This is a genomic window from Lutibacter profundi (assembly GCF_001543325.1).
GTDB classification, from domain to species: domain Bacteria; phylum Bacteroidota; class Bacteroidia; order Flavobacteriales; family Flavobacteriaceae; genus Lutibacter; species Lutibacter profundi.
In genome coordinates, this window is record NZ_CP013355.1 from 2,515,275 (window position 1) to 2,530,417 (window position 15,143).

19 protein-coding genes are annotated in these 15,143 nt (G+C 29.2%); all 19 read left to right on the forward strand.

What is annotated here, in order from left to right; translation table 11 throughout:
- Positions 1-148: 148 nt before the first annotated feature.
- On the forward strand, positions 149-1,138 hold the full coding sequence (moaA, locus tag Lupro_RS11075; protein WP_082703903.1) for a GTP 3',8-cyclase MoaA: 990 nt from the start codon (positions 149-151) through the stop codon (positions 1,136-1,138).
- A gap of 47 nt (positions 1,139-1,185) precedes the next feature.
- A complete protein-coding gene (locus Lupro_RS11080; RefSeq protein ID WP_068210192.1) occupies positions 1,186-2,382 on the forward strand; it encodes a molybdopterin molybdotransferase MoeA in 1,197 nt (398 codons plus the stop codon).
- An 83-nt stretch (positions 2,383-2,465) separates the two neighbouring features.
- A complete protein-coding gene (locus Lupro_RS11085) occupies positions 2,466-2,777 on the forward strand; it encodes a DUF6660 family protein (protein ID WP_068210195.1) in 312 nt (103 codons plus the stop codon).
- A gap of 73 nt (positions 2,778-2,850) precedes the next feature.
- Entirely contained in the window at positions 2,851-7,242 is a 4,392-nt protein-coding gene (locus tag Lupro_RS11090; RefSeq protein WP_068210197.1) for a CusA/CzcA family heavy metal efflux RND transporter, read from the forward strand.
- Positions 7,243-7,288: 46 nt separating this feature from the next.
- Complete coding sequence (locus tag Lupro_RS11095; protein ID WP_068210200.1) at positions 7,289-8,476, forward strand: efflux RND transporter periplasmic adaptor subunit; 1,188 nt, start codon at positions 7,289-7,291, stop codon at positions 8,474-8,476.
- A 23-nt stretch (positions 8,477-8,499) separates the two neighbouring features.
- Positions 8,500-8,838 carry a P-II family nitrogen regulator gene (locus tag Lupro_RS11100; RefSeq protein ID WP_068210203.1) on the forward strand — a complete coding sequence of 113 codons (339 nt, stop codon included), beginning with the start codon at positions 8,500-8,502 and terminating at the stop codon, positions 8,836-8,838.
- Position 8,839: 1 nt separating this feature from the next.
- Positions 8,840-9,256 carry a Fur family transcriptional regulator gene (locus Lupro_RS11105; RefSeq protein ID WP_068210211.1) on the forward strand — a complete coding sequence of 139 codons (417 nt, stop codon included), beginning with the start codon at positions 8,840-8,842 and terminating at the stop codon, positions 9,254-9,256.
- A gap of 86 nt (positions 9,257-9,342) precedes the next feature.
- Positions 9,343-9,729, forward strand: a complete 387-nt coding sequence (locus tag Lupro_RS11110) for a metal-sensing transcriptional repressor (protein WP_068210214.1) — start codon at positions 9,343-9,345, stop codon at positions 9,727-9,729.
- Between the two features lie 64 nt (positions 9,730-9,793).
- Positions 9,794-10,051, forward strand: coding sequence for a thioredoxin family protein (locus Lupro_RS11115; RefSeq protein ID WP_068210216.1), 258 nt, complete (start codon positions 9,794-9,796; stop codon positions 10,049-10,051).
- A gap of 27 nt (positions 10,052-10,078) precedes the next feature.
- Positions 10,079-10,438, forward strand: a complete 360-nt coding sequence (locus tag Lupro_RS11120; RefSeq protein ID WP_068210218.1) for a heavy-metal-associated domain-containing protein — start codon at positions 10,079-10,081, stop codon at positions 10,436-10,438.
- Entirely contained in the window at positions 10,435-10,836 is a 402-nt protein-coding gene (locus tag Lupro_RS11125; RefSeq protein WP_068210220.1) for a hypothetical protein, read from the forward strand. The genes Lupro_RS11120 and Lupro_RS11125 overlap by 4 nt, the downstream gene beginning before the upstream one ends.
- A gap of 9 nt (positions 10,837-10,845) precedes the next feature.
- Positions 10,846-11,625: a hypothetical protein gene (locus Lupro_RS11130; RefSeq protein WP_144439141.1), complete on the forward strand. Its 780-nt coding sequence runs from the start codon at positions 10,846-10,848 to the stop codon at positions 11,623-11,625.
- 10 nt (positions 11,626-11,635) lie between these two features.
- Entirely contained in the window at positions 11,636-11,986 is a 351-nt protein-coding gene (locus Lupro_RS11135; RefSeq protein ID WP_068210224.1) for a heavy-metal-associated domain-containing protein, read from the forward strand.
- 148 nt (positions 11,987-12,134) lie between these two features.
- Complete coding sequence (locus Lupro_RS11140; RefSeq protein WP_068210226.1) at positions 12,135-12,839, forward strand: c-type cytochrome; 705 nt, start codon at positions 12,135-12,137, stop codon at positions 12,837-12,839.
- 68 nt (positions 12,840-12,907) lie between these two features.
- Positions 12,908-13,132 carry an SHOCT domain-containing protein gene (locus Lupro_RS11145; protein ID WP_068210229.1) on the forward strand — a complete coding sequence of 75 codons (225 nt, stop codon included), beginning with the start codon at positions 12,908-12,910 and terminating at the stop codon, positions 13,130-13,132.
- A gap of 134 nt (positions 13,133-13,266) precedes the next feature.
- A complete protein-coding gene (locus Lupro_RS13755) occupies positions 13,267-13,494 on the forward strand; it encodes an SHOCT domain-containing protein (RefSeq protein WP_068210232.1) in 228 nt (75 codons plus the stop codon).
- 75 nt (positions 13,495-13,569) lie between these two features.
- Positions 13,570-13,956, forward strand: a complete 387-nt coding sequence (locus Lupro_RS11155; protein ID WP_068210235.1) for a DUF302 domain-containing protein — start codon at positions 13,570-13,572, stop codon at positions 13,954-13,956.
- Between the two features lie 193 nt (positions 13,957-14,149).
- A complete protein-coding gene (locus Lupro_RS11160; RefSeq protein WP_068210237.1) occupies positions 14,150-14,407 on the forward strand; it encodes a hypothetical protein in 258 nt (85 codons plus the stop codon).
- A 97-nt stretch (positions 14,408-14,504) separates the two neighbouring features.
- Positions 14,505-15,053: a hypothetical protein gene (locus Lupro_RS11165; RefSeq protein ID WP_144439142.1), complete on the forward strand. Its 549-nt coding sequence runs from the start codon at positions 14,505-14,507 to the stop codon at positions 15,051-15,053.
- Positions 15,054-15,143 lie beyond the last annotated feature (90 nt).

Consider the following 15,143-nt stretch of genomic DNA (forward strand, 5'->3'; position numbering starts at 1 on the left):
GATGTTACGTATTACTAAATTGCAATTCAACAATTTTAATTATTTAGAGAAGTAATATTAGAATAATCAATTTAAGTGTTTTATTCTAATTTATTGGTATCTTTGCCTTCTTAAATTTTACACTTACTAAAAGTTAAAAGTTTTTATAATGCAGCAATTAACAGATAAATTTGGGAGAAAAATAACTTATTTACGTCTAGCTATTACAGATCGATGTAATTTGCGTTGTCAATACTGTATGCCTGCTCAAGGAATCAATATTGTTGATAGAAAAGAACTACTTTCTTATAAAGAAATGTATCGTATTACTCGAGTTCTTTCTGAATTAGGCGTAAATAAAGTTCGTTTAACAGGCGGTGAACCATTTGTACGAAAAGACTTTGTAAACTTTTTAGAATCGCTATCTTTTAATGATAAATTGGATGAAATAAATATTACCACAAACGGAGCATTAATTTCCAATCATATAACCAAATTAGAAGCGTTAAATATTAATGCAATTAATTTGAGTATTGATAGTTTACAAAAAGAGAAATTTGCTAAAATTACACGAAGAGACGTGTTTGATAATGTATACCAAACCTTTTTAGATTTAGAGAAAAGTAAGTTAAAATTAAAACTAAATATTGTAATTCAATCGGGTTTTAATACCGATGAGATTATTGATTTTATTGAACTTTCAAAAAACAAAGATATTGCAGTTCGTTTTATTGAAGAAATGCCTTTTAATGGGAAAGGGCAAAGAGAAATTGAGGAGGAATGGAATTTTAAAAAAATTATAGGTCATATAAATAATCACTACAAAAATGTAGAGCCAGTTCTATCTAAAAAATCATCTACATCAAAAAATTATAAAATACCAAATTATAAGGGAACCTTTGGTATAATTCCAGCCTTTACGCGAACTATTTGTGGTGATTGTAATAGAATTAGAATTACAGCAACAGGTATGTTTAAAAATTGTTTATTTGACGGAGGTGTTTTTAACGTAAGAGATTTTATTAGAAAAGGGGCAAGTGATAATGAATTGAAAGAACTGTTTATAAATACAGTTCATCATAAGCCTAAAAATGGATTTATAGCGGAAGCATCACGTGGTAATGATATTACAGAAAGTATGTCAACTATTGGAGGATAAATAATAATTTTTTAAACTAGAATAATCAGTTTCTTAAAAAAAAGAATATGAATTTAAGCACAGTTAGTGAAGCGTTAAAAATTATTTTAAATACTTCTGAAAATTTTGGAACTGAAGAGGTTAATTTTTTAGATTCAGTAGGAAGGGTTTTAAAAGAAGATATTATTGCAGATAGAGATTTCCCTCCATTCAATAGAGTAAGTATGGACGGAATTGCAATAGCATTTGAAGCATTTAGCAAAGGGCAACGAGTATTTAAAATTGAAGGAGTTCAGGCTGCAGGAAGTAAACAATTAACATTGCAAAATTCAACAAACTGTGTTGAGGCCATGACAGGAGCTATGCTTCCAATGAATACAGATGTGGTTATTCAATATGAATTATTAACTATTGAAAATAAGGTTGCTACGGTAAATACAGATGAAATTAAAAAAAATAAAAATGTTCATTTAAAAGGATTGGATAGAAAAAAAGGGGACGTTTTAATACCTAAAAACACTAAAATATCTTCAGCTGAAGTAGGTGTTTTTGCAACTGTTGGAAAAACAATAGTTACAGTTGCCAAGCAACCAAAAGTAATGATAATTTCAACAGGAAATGAATTAGTTGATGTCTCTGAAAATCCTGCCGAACATCAAATTAGAAGAAGCAATGTTTTTACGTTGGTTTCACTTTTAGATAAATTAAAAATTAAAACTGAAACAGCACATATTCCAGATGATAAAAATTTACTATTGAGTAAAATTGAGAGATTTTTAAATGAGTATGATGTGTTATTGTTTAGCGGTGCGGTTTCTAAAGGGAAATTTGATTATATTCCTGATGTTTTAGATAAATTAGGTGTTCAAAAATTATTTCATAGAGTACAGCAGCGACCAGGAAAACCATTTTGGTTTGGCAAAAAAGGATTCAAAACTGTTTTTGCTTTCCCTGGGAATCCAGTTTCAACTTTTGTAAGTTGCTTAAAATATTTTTATTCGTGGTATTACAAATCTGTAGGTCTAAATTTTGAGAACCAAAATGAAGCAATTTTAAATGAAGATTTTTATTTTAAACCAAATTTAACCTATTTCTTACAAGTTAAAATCACCCAAATTAATGGTAACATATATGCAACACCTGTTAAGGGAAGAGGATCTGCAGATTTGGTGAATTTAGTAGATGCCGATGCCTTTTTGGAATTGCCAGATAACAGGAGTAATTTTATTAAAGGAGAGGTATTTCCATTAATAATGTATAGATAAAAGTAAAATAAATACTTAATTTCTTGTAATTTTAACAAATGCAACCCAATTGCATTTAATATTTTCTTATTTTTGACCTGTTTATGAAATTAATAGTCATCATATTATCAATTTATACGGTTGTTTTAACTGCAATACCGTGTGATGATGTATTTATTAATGATAAACAACAGGAGATGTCAATTTCTCAAAGTTCTGATGATGTCAATCACAATACATTTGATTTATGTTCTCCTTTTTGTTCTTGCGTTTGTTGTGCTAGTTTTTTTACAGAGCAACCTATTTATGATGAAGTTCTTCAAACTAAAATAGCTGTAAAAGAATTGTGTACTTTTAGTAACACTTCTTTTGCTAATAATTATTTTTCTAAAATTTATCAGCCACCAAGAGTTTAAGTTATAAAAACAGATTTAAATACCTCCTATTTTTTTAGGAATTATCTATTTATAACAATTTAAACTTTTAAAAATGATCAATAAAATCATTCGTTTTTCCATTAACAATAAATTCATTATTGGCTTATTTATCCTTGTACTTATTGGTGCAGGTACATATTCAATGATGACTGTAAAATTGGGATCAGTACCCGATATTACAAATAACCAAGTACAAGTAATTACCGTTGCACCAAATTTAGGAACGGAAGATATAGAACAGTTTGTAACTTATCCTATAGAATTAGCAGTAGCCAACTTACCTAGCGTTACAGAATTACGTTCTGTATCTCGTTTTGGGCTTTCAGTTGTAACCATTGTATTTAAAGATGAAATGGGCACCTATTTACCACGGCAATTAGTGCAAGAAAAATTAACCGAGATACAAGAAGATATCCCAGCGGGTTTTGGAAAACCTTTTATGGCTCCAATTGCTACAGGTTTGGGTGAAATTTACCAATATTCATTGGTGCCAAAAAAAGGATTTGAACATAAGTATTCACCCTCTGATTTAAGAACCATTCAAGATTGGATTGTAAAGCGGCAAATGGCTTTGGTGCCAGGCGTTGTAGAAATAAACTCTTTTGGAGGAAATGTGAAGCAATATGAAGTTGCTCTAAATCCCAATAAATTAAATAGTATGGGAATTAGCATTAGTGAAGTTTTTGAAGCACTAGAAAATAATAATTCCAATACAGGAGGTGCCTATATCGAAAAAAATCATCAAGCTAATTTTATTCGTGGAGAGGGGTTGGCAAGATCAATAGATGATATTAAAAATATTGTTATTGAAAACAATGAAAACACCCCTATTTTAATTAAAGATGTTGCAGATGCTGTTCGTTTTGGATCAGCTGTTCGTTATGGGGCTTTTACTGAAGATGGGCAAGAATCTGTAGGAGGTCAGGTGCTTATGTTAAAAGGTGAAAACCCTAATGAGGTCATTAAAAATGTACAAAAACGTATTGCCAATATTCAAAAATCATTACCTGAAGGGCTTGAAATAAAACCATTTTTAGATAGAAGTGATTTAATTGCACGTACCACAAGTACCGTCTCAAAAAATTTAATTGAAGGAGCTTTAATTGTAGTATTTGTATTGGTTTTATTACTGGGTAGTTTACGTGGAGGATTACTTACAGCATCCATCATCCCGTTATCTTTATTATTTGCATTTATTTTAATGAAAGCAACAGGCGTTTGGGCTAATTTAATGAGTTTAGGAGCCATAGATTTTGGGATTATAGTTGATGGAGCCGTAATTATTGTTGAAGGTACCGTACATCATATAGAACAGCGAATTAAAAAGAATAAAGGCAATTTCACAGCGCAGGAAATGGATGAATTAAGCTACAAATCAAGTAGTATGATGATGAATTCGGCATTTTTCGGCCAACTTATTATTTTAATTGTATTTACACCCATATTATTTTTAACTGGTGTTGAAGGTAAAATGTTTAGACCCATGGCATTTACTTTTGGGTTTGCAGTTTTAGGAGCATTATTATTGTGTTTAACCTATGTGCCTGTAATGGCATCATTATTTATGAAACCAACTTCACAAGAAAAAAGAACTTGGTTTACAAAGATTGAAGATTGGTTAACAAAACTAAGTAATAAAATGATGTCAAGTATTTTTAAAGTCTATAAACCATTAATAGAGGGTGCTTTAAAATTTAAAAAAGCAGTAATAGCTGTTGCAGTATTGTTATTTATTATTGCAGGTGTTGTATTTTCTAAAATGGGTGGAGAATTTATCCCAAAATTAGACGAAGGAGATATTGCCATGCAAATTATTATGAAGCCAGGGAGTTCTTTATCTGAATCTATTAAAATTTCTGAAGAAGTTGAAAACATTATAACTTCTAATTTCCCTGAAGTTAAAACCATGGTTGGCCGTATTGGTGTTGCAGAAATTCCAACAGACCCAATGCCAATGGATATCGTTGATAGCTTTATCATTTTAGAAAAAGATATGGATAAATGGACTTCGGCAAAAACTAAAGAAGCACTGATTGAAAAAATGCAAAATAAGTTAAAAATAATTGTAGGGGTCAATTTTATATTCACCCAGCCAGTTGAATTACGCTTTAATGAATTACTTACCGGTGTGAGAGAAGATGTAGCTATAAAATTATATGGAAATGATTTGAATGTTTTGGCAACTAAAGCTGAGGAGATGGCAAAAATTATTAAAACCGTTAAAGGGGCAGCTGATGTACGTGCTGAAGCTACGGAAGGTTTACCACAAATCACAGTAAATTATCAGCGAGAAAAATTGGCTAAATACGGTTTATCTATTAGCAAATTAAATCAATATGTGAGTGCTGCATTTGCAGGAGCTAATGCAGGAATTATTTTTGAAGGAGAAAAACGTTTTGATTTGGTAGTTCGTTTTTCGAGTGCTTATAGACAAAGTATGGATGATTTAAAAAACTTATTTGTCGATTTACCCAATGAAAGCTCTCAAATTCCGCTTAAAGAATTGGCAGATATTAGCTACGGTCCTGGACCAATGCAAATTTCAAGAGACAATACCTACCGAAGAGTATCTGTTGGTGTTAACGTAAGAGGACGAGATGTAGAATCTATGGTAGAAGAAGTGCAACAAAAATTAGATGCTGAGCTAGATTTACCCGATGGTTATTTTATTGAATATGGAGGGTCTTTCGAAAATTTAAAACGCGCAAAAGAACGCCTAACAATTGTGGTGCCTATTGCTCTATTTTTAATATTTATACTGTTGTATTTTGCCTTAAACTCATTTAAACAAGCTACCATGATATATATGGCAGTACCATTGGCAGCAATTGGAGGGATTTACTTTTTAGCAGTTAGAGGCATGCCTTTCAGTATTTCAGCAGGTGTTGGTTTTGTAGTGTTGTTTGGTGTGGCTGTTTTAAACGGATTGGTGTTAGTGAGTCGATTTAATAGTTTAAAATTAGAAGGAATGACAAATATAAAAGACCGTATTTTACTAGCAACAGAAGAGCGATTACGTCCTATTTTATTAACAGCGGTTGCAGCTATAATGGGTTTCATGCCAATGGCAATCTCTGCATCAGCAGGAGCTGAAGTACAAAGGCCTTTAGCAACAGTTGTTATTGGTGGTTTAATTTCATCAACTTTTTTAACATTATTAGTAGTTCCTGTATTGTATTATTTAGTTGAAAGTAGTTCGCAAAAAAGAAAAGGAAAACAAACGAATAAAATAAATAAGTCAATAATAACTATTTTAATGTTGGGTTTTTTCTCTTTTGCTGGATTAAATTCCGCTAGGGCGCAAGAGCAAACTAAAAACCTGACTGTAGAAAAAGCGGTAAGTATTGCTTTTGAAAACAACCCAACTATAAAAGCTGCTAATTTAGAAATTGAAAAACAAGAAAGTCTTAAAAAATCAGCTTTTGATTTAGATAAAACTACTGTTTCCTATTCAAAAGGTCAGTTAAATTCTGTACAAACAGATTATCAATTAAATATCTCTCAGGATTTTAAATTTCCAACAGTTTATGGAATACAATCAAAATTACAAAAAGAGAAAATTGTTTTAAGTGAAGCTTCATTAACACTAAAGAAAAATATTTTAGAACGAAATGTACGAGCTATTTATATGCAATTATGGTATGCGAAAAATAAATTCACATTAATTTCAACATTAGAAAAAGAGTTTGAAAATTTTGCGATTATTGCCCAAAAAAGATTTGAATCTGGTGAAACAAACTTAATTGAAAAAATAGCGGCAGAGAGTAAACGAGAAGAAGTACGTTTATTAAAATCAGAAGCTAATTTAGATATAGAAAATTTAAGAAAGCAACTACAATTGTTGCTAAATAGTACTAATTATATAACTATTTTAGATAAGAACTTACAAAAAATACCTTTTAACTTAATTGAAGAGTTAGAGGATGAGAACCCTATTTTAAAATTGCAAGAACAAGTTGTTACCATTTCAAAAAGGCAACATAAACTAGAGAAATCTAAATTTTTGCCAGATTTATCTGCAGGATATTTCAATCAACAAATTGATGGGGTTAAAAATTTCACAGGATTTCAGTTAGGTTTAAAAATACCAGTATTCTTTTGGTCTCAAAAAGGAAAAACACAGGCAGCTAAAAAAAATAGTGAAATTGCTCAAATGAATTATGAGCAAACTAAATTAGATATTTACTCAGTTTTAAAAACAAATTTACAAGACTATGAAAAATATAAGGCGTCATTATTGTATTATGAAACTAAAGGTTTACAATTAGCTGATACGTTATTTTTATCGGCTAATAAGGCTTACAAAGAGGGTGAAGTAGGTTATGTTGAATATATAACATCTTTGGAACAAGCCGTACAAATTAAAACAGATTATTTAAGTAAACTTAATTTGTACAATCAAACAGTAATTAAAATAAATTATTTAACAGGAAAATTTAATTAAAACAACAGAATGTCTTTGGCATTTAATAAATATTAAAAATAATCAGATGAAATATATAATAAAAATTAGCAGCGTATTTTTACTTCTTGTTTTTTTAGCGAGTTGCCAAAATAAAACAACTCAACAAAACGAAGAAACTAACCAAGAAAGTAGTGAGCATGAAGAAACCACAAATATTGTAACACTACAACAAAAACAGTTAGAAGTTATGGATATTGAGTTGGGCACTACCAAACAAGTAAATTTAGGAGCTACATTAAAAGTAAATGGACAATTAGAATTACCACCTCAAAAAAGGGCAAGTGTAAGTGCAATTGTAGGAGGTCGCGTAGAAAGTGTGGCTGTAATTGAAGGAGATTATGTAAAAAAGGGACAAATAATAGCTCAATTAAATAATCCTAAATTTATTACCATGCAGCGTGAATATTTAATAGCAAAAAGTAATTTTTCATTTTTGGAAAAAGATTATTTACGTAAAAAAGAATTGTTAAAAGACGGTATTACTTCTCGAAAATCTTTCCAGCAAGCAGAAGCAGCATTTAAAGATGGTAAATCTACGCTAAATGCTACTAAATCAATGTTACAAGTGATAGGTGTAAATATTTCAACATTAGAGAACGGTCAAATTAGGTCTTCAATACCAATAGTTTCACCAATTAAAGGATACGTTCAAAGTATAGCCATTAATATTGGGAAATTTGTAGCACCAGAGCAAGAAATGTTTGAGATTATTGATAACGAACACTTGCATATTGGATTGAAAGTTTTTGAAAAAGATATTGACAAAGCCAAAGTAGGGCAAAAAATTACATTTGCTTTAACAACCAGACCCGATAAAATTTATGAAGCCGAAATTTTTGCTTTGGGTAGCGCTTTTGATATGAATACAAGAGCTGTAAAAGTACATGCAAAAATTATGGGAACGCATAAAGGTTTGTTAACAGGGATGTTTGTTGAAGCAAGAATTATAACAAAAAGCAAGGAAGTTAGAGCACTTCCAAATGGCGCTTTTATTACTGAAAAAGGGTTAGATTATGTTTTTGTTCAAAAAGAAACAAATAAACAGCATATTACATTTGAAAAGGTTCAAATAAATAGAGGGGTTTCAGATTTAGGTTTTTCAGAAGTAGTTTTTATTAATAAAAAGCCAAAAGATATTGTGTTTGTTACTAAAGGAGCCTACTATGTTAACGCAGAATTAAATAAAGGTGAGTTTGAAGAGCATGAACATTAAATAATAACATTAAATTTATAAAAATGAAAGAAATTAAAGCATATATAAAACCAAATAAATTAGAAAAAGTAGTTGAAGGACTTAAAGAAAATGGCTTTGAAAGTGTCACGCTATTAGAATGTGAAGGAACAGGTACTTATAAACGAGAAGATTCCTTACCTTCGTTAAAATTTCATTTTGCAGATAGTAAAATGATTAAATTAGAGTTAGTGTGCCAAGATGAAGAAGCAGAAAGTGCCATTGAAATAATTTGTAAAAACGCTTCTACACCTTATCCAGCAGATGGAATTATTTACATTTCTAATATAAAAGATGTATATAGAATAAAAACATGTAAATCAATAAAAAAAATAGATTTTTGACATGAATCTTAATCTAGAAAAAATTTTAGACAAGCATAATGTAAAACCAACAGCAATGCGACTGTTGGTTTTACAATTTCTTTTAACAGAAAAAGCAGCAATGAGTTTAACTGATTTAGAAAACTATTTTGATAAATCTGATAGAACAACCTTATACCGTACGTTAAAAACTTTTGTGAAGAGCGAAATTGCTCATAAGATTGATGATGGTACAGGGGTAACTAAATATGCCTTGTGTGAAGAAAATTGCCATTGCGAAATTGAAAATGATTTACATGTCCATTTTCATTGTAAAATTTGTAATGAAACTATTTGTTTTCCAGAGAATAAAATTCCTTACATAAATTTACCTGATGGTTTTTTGGCAGATGACATTAGTTTAACTGTTACAGGAATTTGTAATAAGTGTAATGAATAATTTGCTTAGTTAAGAATATTGCAGTATTATTAATATTAGAAGTTGTAATTTGAAAATAAAATTACATTTTAAGTTAATTAATTATAATGAAGAAACCTGTAAATAAATTGCCGTCAGATTTAGTTTTAGATATTAAAAATAGGCTTAAAACTTTGAGTGGACAAATAAATGGAATAGTGAAAATGCTTGACGAAGGTAAAGATCTTGAGCAAATTAATATTCAGTTCAAATCTGTTGACAAGGGTTTGCAAAAAGCACACTATTTATTGCTAGATGAAGTATATAGAAAAGCGCTTGCCATAGGTATTGTTAAAGCCGTTGATTCATGTCCTGGAGATTGTGGAAGCGAAGATAAAATAGAATACCTAAAAAATGAATTTCCAACTATTGCATTAACAGATTTAACCGATAAACTTAAAGAAATTCAGTTAATAGCAAATCGCTTAAACCAATACAACGAAAAAAAGTTGTAAAATAATTTGCATACCCCCTCCCATACGTATTCATCTTTGTGCTAGAATTTAAATTGTAGAACTGATGAATAAAAATCATATTGAAATTTTTACAGCAGGGTGTTCTATTTGTGAACCTGTAGTGCAGTTAGTTAAAGAGACTGCTGGAGCCAATTGTAATATTTCCATTTACAATTTATCAGAACGAAGTTATAATAATATTTGTAAGAAATACAGTATTAAAAGACTTCCATCTCTTGTTGTAAATGGAATATTATTAGATTGTTGTAAAAATATTGAGATTACTAAAGAAGATTTAATTAATGCAGGAATAGGTAACTAATTATTAACAAATTTTAAAACTACTAACATGAAAAAATTATTAAAAACAACACCTTTTTTGGGACTTATACTAACTATTTTCCTTTTTGGGCAATTAGGAACCGTAAATGCCCAAAGTAAAACAAGCCACATATATATTAAAATTGAAATAAATGGGATGGTTTGTTCTAATTGTGCTTTTGGTATGGAAAAAGAATTGAAAAAAGTATCAGGTGTTGCTGATGTGCAGATTCAATTAAAAGAAGGATTGGCGTATATCTCTACGTTAGTAAAGGAAAAACCTTTAAAAGAAGAGTTAGCATTAATTATTACAAAAGCAGGATTTACACCTGGAAAAATAGAATTTAGTGACAAGCCTTTTGCTAAAGAAAATACTTTAAAAAAATGAAAAATTTAAAAACTGATGTAACAAGCATTTTGTCATTGTTTACATCATTCTCAACTCTTTTGTGTTGTGCATTACCGGCCTTATTAGTTACTTTAGGCTTTGGAGCTGTTATGGCAGGTTTGATTTCTGATTTGCCTTTTTTAAGAACACTAAGTTTGTATAAAGAATGGACATTTTTTATAGCTACCCTGTTAATTGGATTTAACTTTTGGTTGGTTTACAAAAAAAAATCACAAAATGTTAATTGTGAAATTCCTGTGAATGGTGTTGAATCTGCTTGTGATACTGCTTCATATTGGTCGAAAATTATCTTATGGATATCGGCAGTACTTTTGTTTACAGGATTTTTTATGGCTTATTTAGCATTGCCACTCATGAAATTTATGGATTCTCTATAGAATTTAACTATGAATAAAATAGTAGATATTAAACGAAAATTTTTGTTAATACTTATGCTTATTAACACGATGATTTCATTTGCCCATGAACCTATTTATGGGTTAGGCCCAGAAACCTTGCCTAAGCATCTTCATGCAATTGAAATAGGAACATTTATAAGACAAGGGAGATTGGAATACGAGTTAGGATATGGATACGGAATTACACAAAATTTAACAGTACGTATTGATGCTTTAATTAATAATAATGCAGCAACCAGTATTCAAGGGGTAAAAATAAAAACCAAATTTGCTCTTTGGCGCAAAATGTCACCAGGAGTATTAAAAAGACTTACAGCTATTGCAGCGGTTAAACTTCCTTCAACAACCCAATACAACTCAAATAAAGTTACGGCATATACACTAGGGCTTGCTAATGGATATGAATCTCGTAAATGGTATTATTTTTCAGACATTAGTTATACCTACCAACAGGCAAAATTAGGTGTGCAACCCGGCGCTAATTTGAAATATAATTTGGTAGGAGGTATTAGACCCATAAAATCTGATTATTTAAAACCAGATTTAGTTCTTTTGGTAGAGTTGAATGGTGAATATAGAGGAGTATCACGTTTAAATAATGTGGAAATTGATAAAACGAATGGCAATACCCTAGCTGTAGCTCCAGGATTTTTATTTAGTTATAGAAATATTATGCTAAAAGGAGGTGTTCAATTTGGTATAGCCAAAACGAAGAATATAAAGAAATTTAAGCCCAACGCAGTGGTGACTTTAGAATATCATTTTTAAATCTAAAAACATGAAAAATATAGTAAAAAAAATAATAGTTCTTATGCTTTTAATATCAAATTTAGGAGTTGTTCAAGCAGAAGTTAAAATAAAAAAACTTAATCAAACTGGAACATATATAAAAATTTGGGTAGATGGTTTAGCCTGTCCTTTTTGTGCCTATGGTTTGGAAAAACAAATAAAGAGAATTGAAGGAGTTAAAAATTTGCATATTGATTTAAATAGGGGGTTTATAACGTTCACAGCAATTTCTGAAAAAAAACCAACTGAAGAAAGGTTAAAAAAATTGGTTAAAGAGGCCGGGTTTGTTGCCAGAAAAATAGAGTACTCAAAAACAGATTTTGTATTAAATGAAAATTAAAAATTAAGATAAAAATATACAATTCATCTCAATTTAATTTTTATATAAAAAACAAATACAATTAGATATAAGAACAGGAAAATATGCACTTCTGTTGCATTACATATTGATGTACTTTTATTGAATATTAATTATAATAAGTACAATTATGAAAACAAAAATGAATATAGGTTTCGGTTTATTATTAGCCGTATTAATTGTGTCTGCTTATGGTTTTCAAGGCAACAACTCTAAATCTACATTAAACAATTATGAACCTAAAAAAAAAGAGTTAAATATTACAGGAAGCGAGTTATTTCAAAATAATTGCGCTGCTTGTCATGGAACAGACCGAAAAGGGAATTTACCAACTTTTCCTTCTTTGGTTAACATTAACCAAAAGTTAAGTAAAAATCAAATAGGCGAGCTACTTCAAACGGGAAGAAATATAATGCCTAATTTCTCACATTTATCCAGTTCAGAAAGAAATGCTATTGTAGGATTTTTATATGGTGAATCAACTTCATCTGCCGTTGCAACAAAAATTTCTTCAGTAGAAAAAGGAAAAAACCTTTTTATAGCAAATTGTGCACGTTGTCACCAACCTAATCCCAAAAATTTAAACGGTCAAAATCAAATGCAAAATCAATTGGGAATGGGAATGAAACCTCCTGTGCTTAATGGGGTTAATAAATGGGTTAATATTTATCAATTTAAACAAATTTTAAATATGGGGCCTTGTTATATGCCTTCATTTGCTTCAATGGATAATGAAGATAAAGAAGATATTTATACCTATTTAAGTTCGTTGAAAACGAACTATCAAAGTAATAACAGAATGAGAAGAGGATGCCGTATGGGGATGATGAGATAAACGATATTGAAAATATCGGTAAATAAATTATTTAACCTATAAAATAGAATAACTAAAAATTAAAAATTATGTGGTACGAATGTAATAATAATTGGCATTATTTTGGAATGCACGGATTTTGGTGGCTCTTTTGGATCATCGCATTAATTGTAATCTTTTTGGTCTTAAAACCATATTTGATTAATAAAAAAGAAAAAGATTCTTCACTAGAAATTTTAAGACGTAAATACGCCTCTGGTAACATCTCTACTGAAGAGTATGAAGAAAGAAAAAGAATACTTGAAAATGAGTAATACTATTTTAAGTCTTAACTTTAAATACAAATTTCAGTAAAAATTATTATAAACCATTGTTTTAATAAAACAACATTAAAAAACAATTTATTAAATTGTAAGCAGATATTATTAAAAAATTAAAATTTAAAATTATGTGGTGGAATGATTGCGATAGTAGAGAATATTTTTATGTCTCACATGGAATTTGGTGGTTCTTTTGGTTGGCGATATTAGTTATTGCCTATTTAATGCTAAAAGCATATTTAGATAGTAAAAAGGAGAAAGATTCATCTTTAAAAATATTAAAGCGTAAATATGCCTTAGGAGAAATTTCTACAGAAGAATATGAAGAAAGAAAAAGGGTATTAGAAAAAAAATAGAATACAGAATTTAATATTTTTATAATTGAAATTAAAAAAATTAAGTATAAAATAAAGAATTAAACAAATATTATTATGGACTATTATTTCAATAAAATTGTTTCAGGAGATTTTAATCAAACAATAGAAAAAGTAAAAGAAGTATTAAAAACAGAAGGTTTTGGAGTACTTACAGAAATAGATATTAAAGCAACTTTAAAGAAGAAACTAGATGTTGAATTTTATAATTATATAATTTTAGGAGCCTGCAACCCTACCTTTGCATATAAAGCATTACAAACTGAAGATAAAATTGGTACAATGCTTCCGTGCAATGTAATTGTTCAAGAAAAAAAGCTTGGGAAAATTGAAGTATCAGCAGTAGACCCTGCAGCTTCAATGAACGCAATTGAAAATGAAGCATTAATAAAAGTAGCTTCACAAGTAAGAGATAAATTAAAAAGGGTAATTGATAAACTATAAGGTGAAAACCTTGTAATACGTATAGTTTATACCAATTAATTGAAAACACTAATTTGTTAAAAAAACAGAGTAAACGAGGTAGGGTTTGTTGCACTAAATATGTTTGTATATAAAAGACATTATTACTAAATAGTAAAACTCAAAACAATTACAATAGTTGCTAAAAAAAGTAGAACTTAAAAAGGTAAATAAAATGAATAATAATAAAATAGTAAAAAGTGTTGAAAATGTAAATAGTTATAATGAGTTAAAATCTGATGCAATATATCATATAGGCGAATGTATGGCTGTTAGAGAACAAATAATTAAAAATAAAAATAGTGTAATTATTGCTAAAGTAAATAATTTAGAAATTGCATTATGTGATAATGGTAAATTTGAAGAATTGTTAGATAATGAAATTAAGCAAGCCGGACTTTGTTTAGAGAATAAGCCCAATAATTTTATGTAGATTATTATGTAAGTTTAATACATTAAAAAGATAAATAAAAAATAACTAAGAATTAATAGAAAACAGGAATAACTAACATTACTTTAAACCAACAACTATGATTGTGACTATAAAAAATATACTTTTCATTTGTGTTATTGTTCTATCCTTTCAAATGGTACATTCTCAAACAACTTATATGACCAAAAAAGGTCATTTAAAAATGGTTGGAAGAGTTAATGATAAGCCTGTTATTGCAGAAAGTCATAAGCTTTCAGTATTTTTAGATTATAAAACTAAACAAATAAAAGGAACGCTAGACCTTAAAAGCTTAGTTAGTAAAATTCCAGAATTAAAAAATTATTTAAAAGAGCAACAACAACCACTAATGGTCTATTTTTCGGGAACAATTCCATCAGATGATTTTATGTCTCAACCCCATCAACCTCTTATTTTTAATTGGGAAGTAACGGTTGCTTTTCAAAATAAAAAGTTTAAGGTAATACTTAAAACAACTCTTCAGCATATTGAAGAAGGATCTGTTTTTTCATGTCGCTTAAACGCTATGGGGAATGTTAATACAGATATAATAGGGCTAAATAAAATAATACCAGATTTAGATAAAACAATTGAAATTCAATTTATTCAGTTTATTTTAAGGGTATAAAAATAGAATAATTAACAACAAATATTAGAATTAACAATTAACAAATGCACTTCCATCGCATGGTGTCTTTTGATAATTTTGAAAATAAAA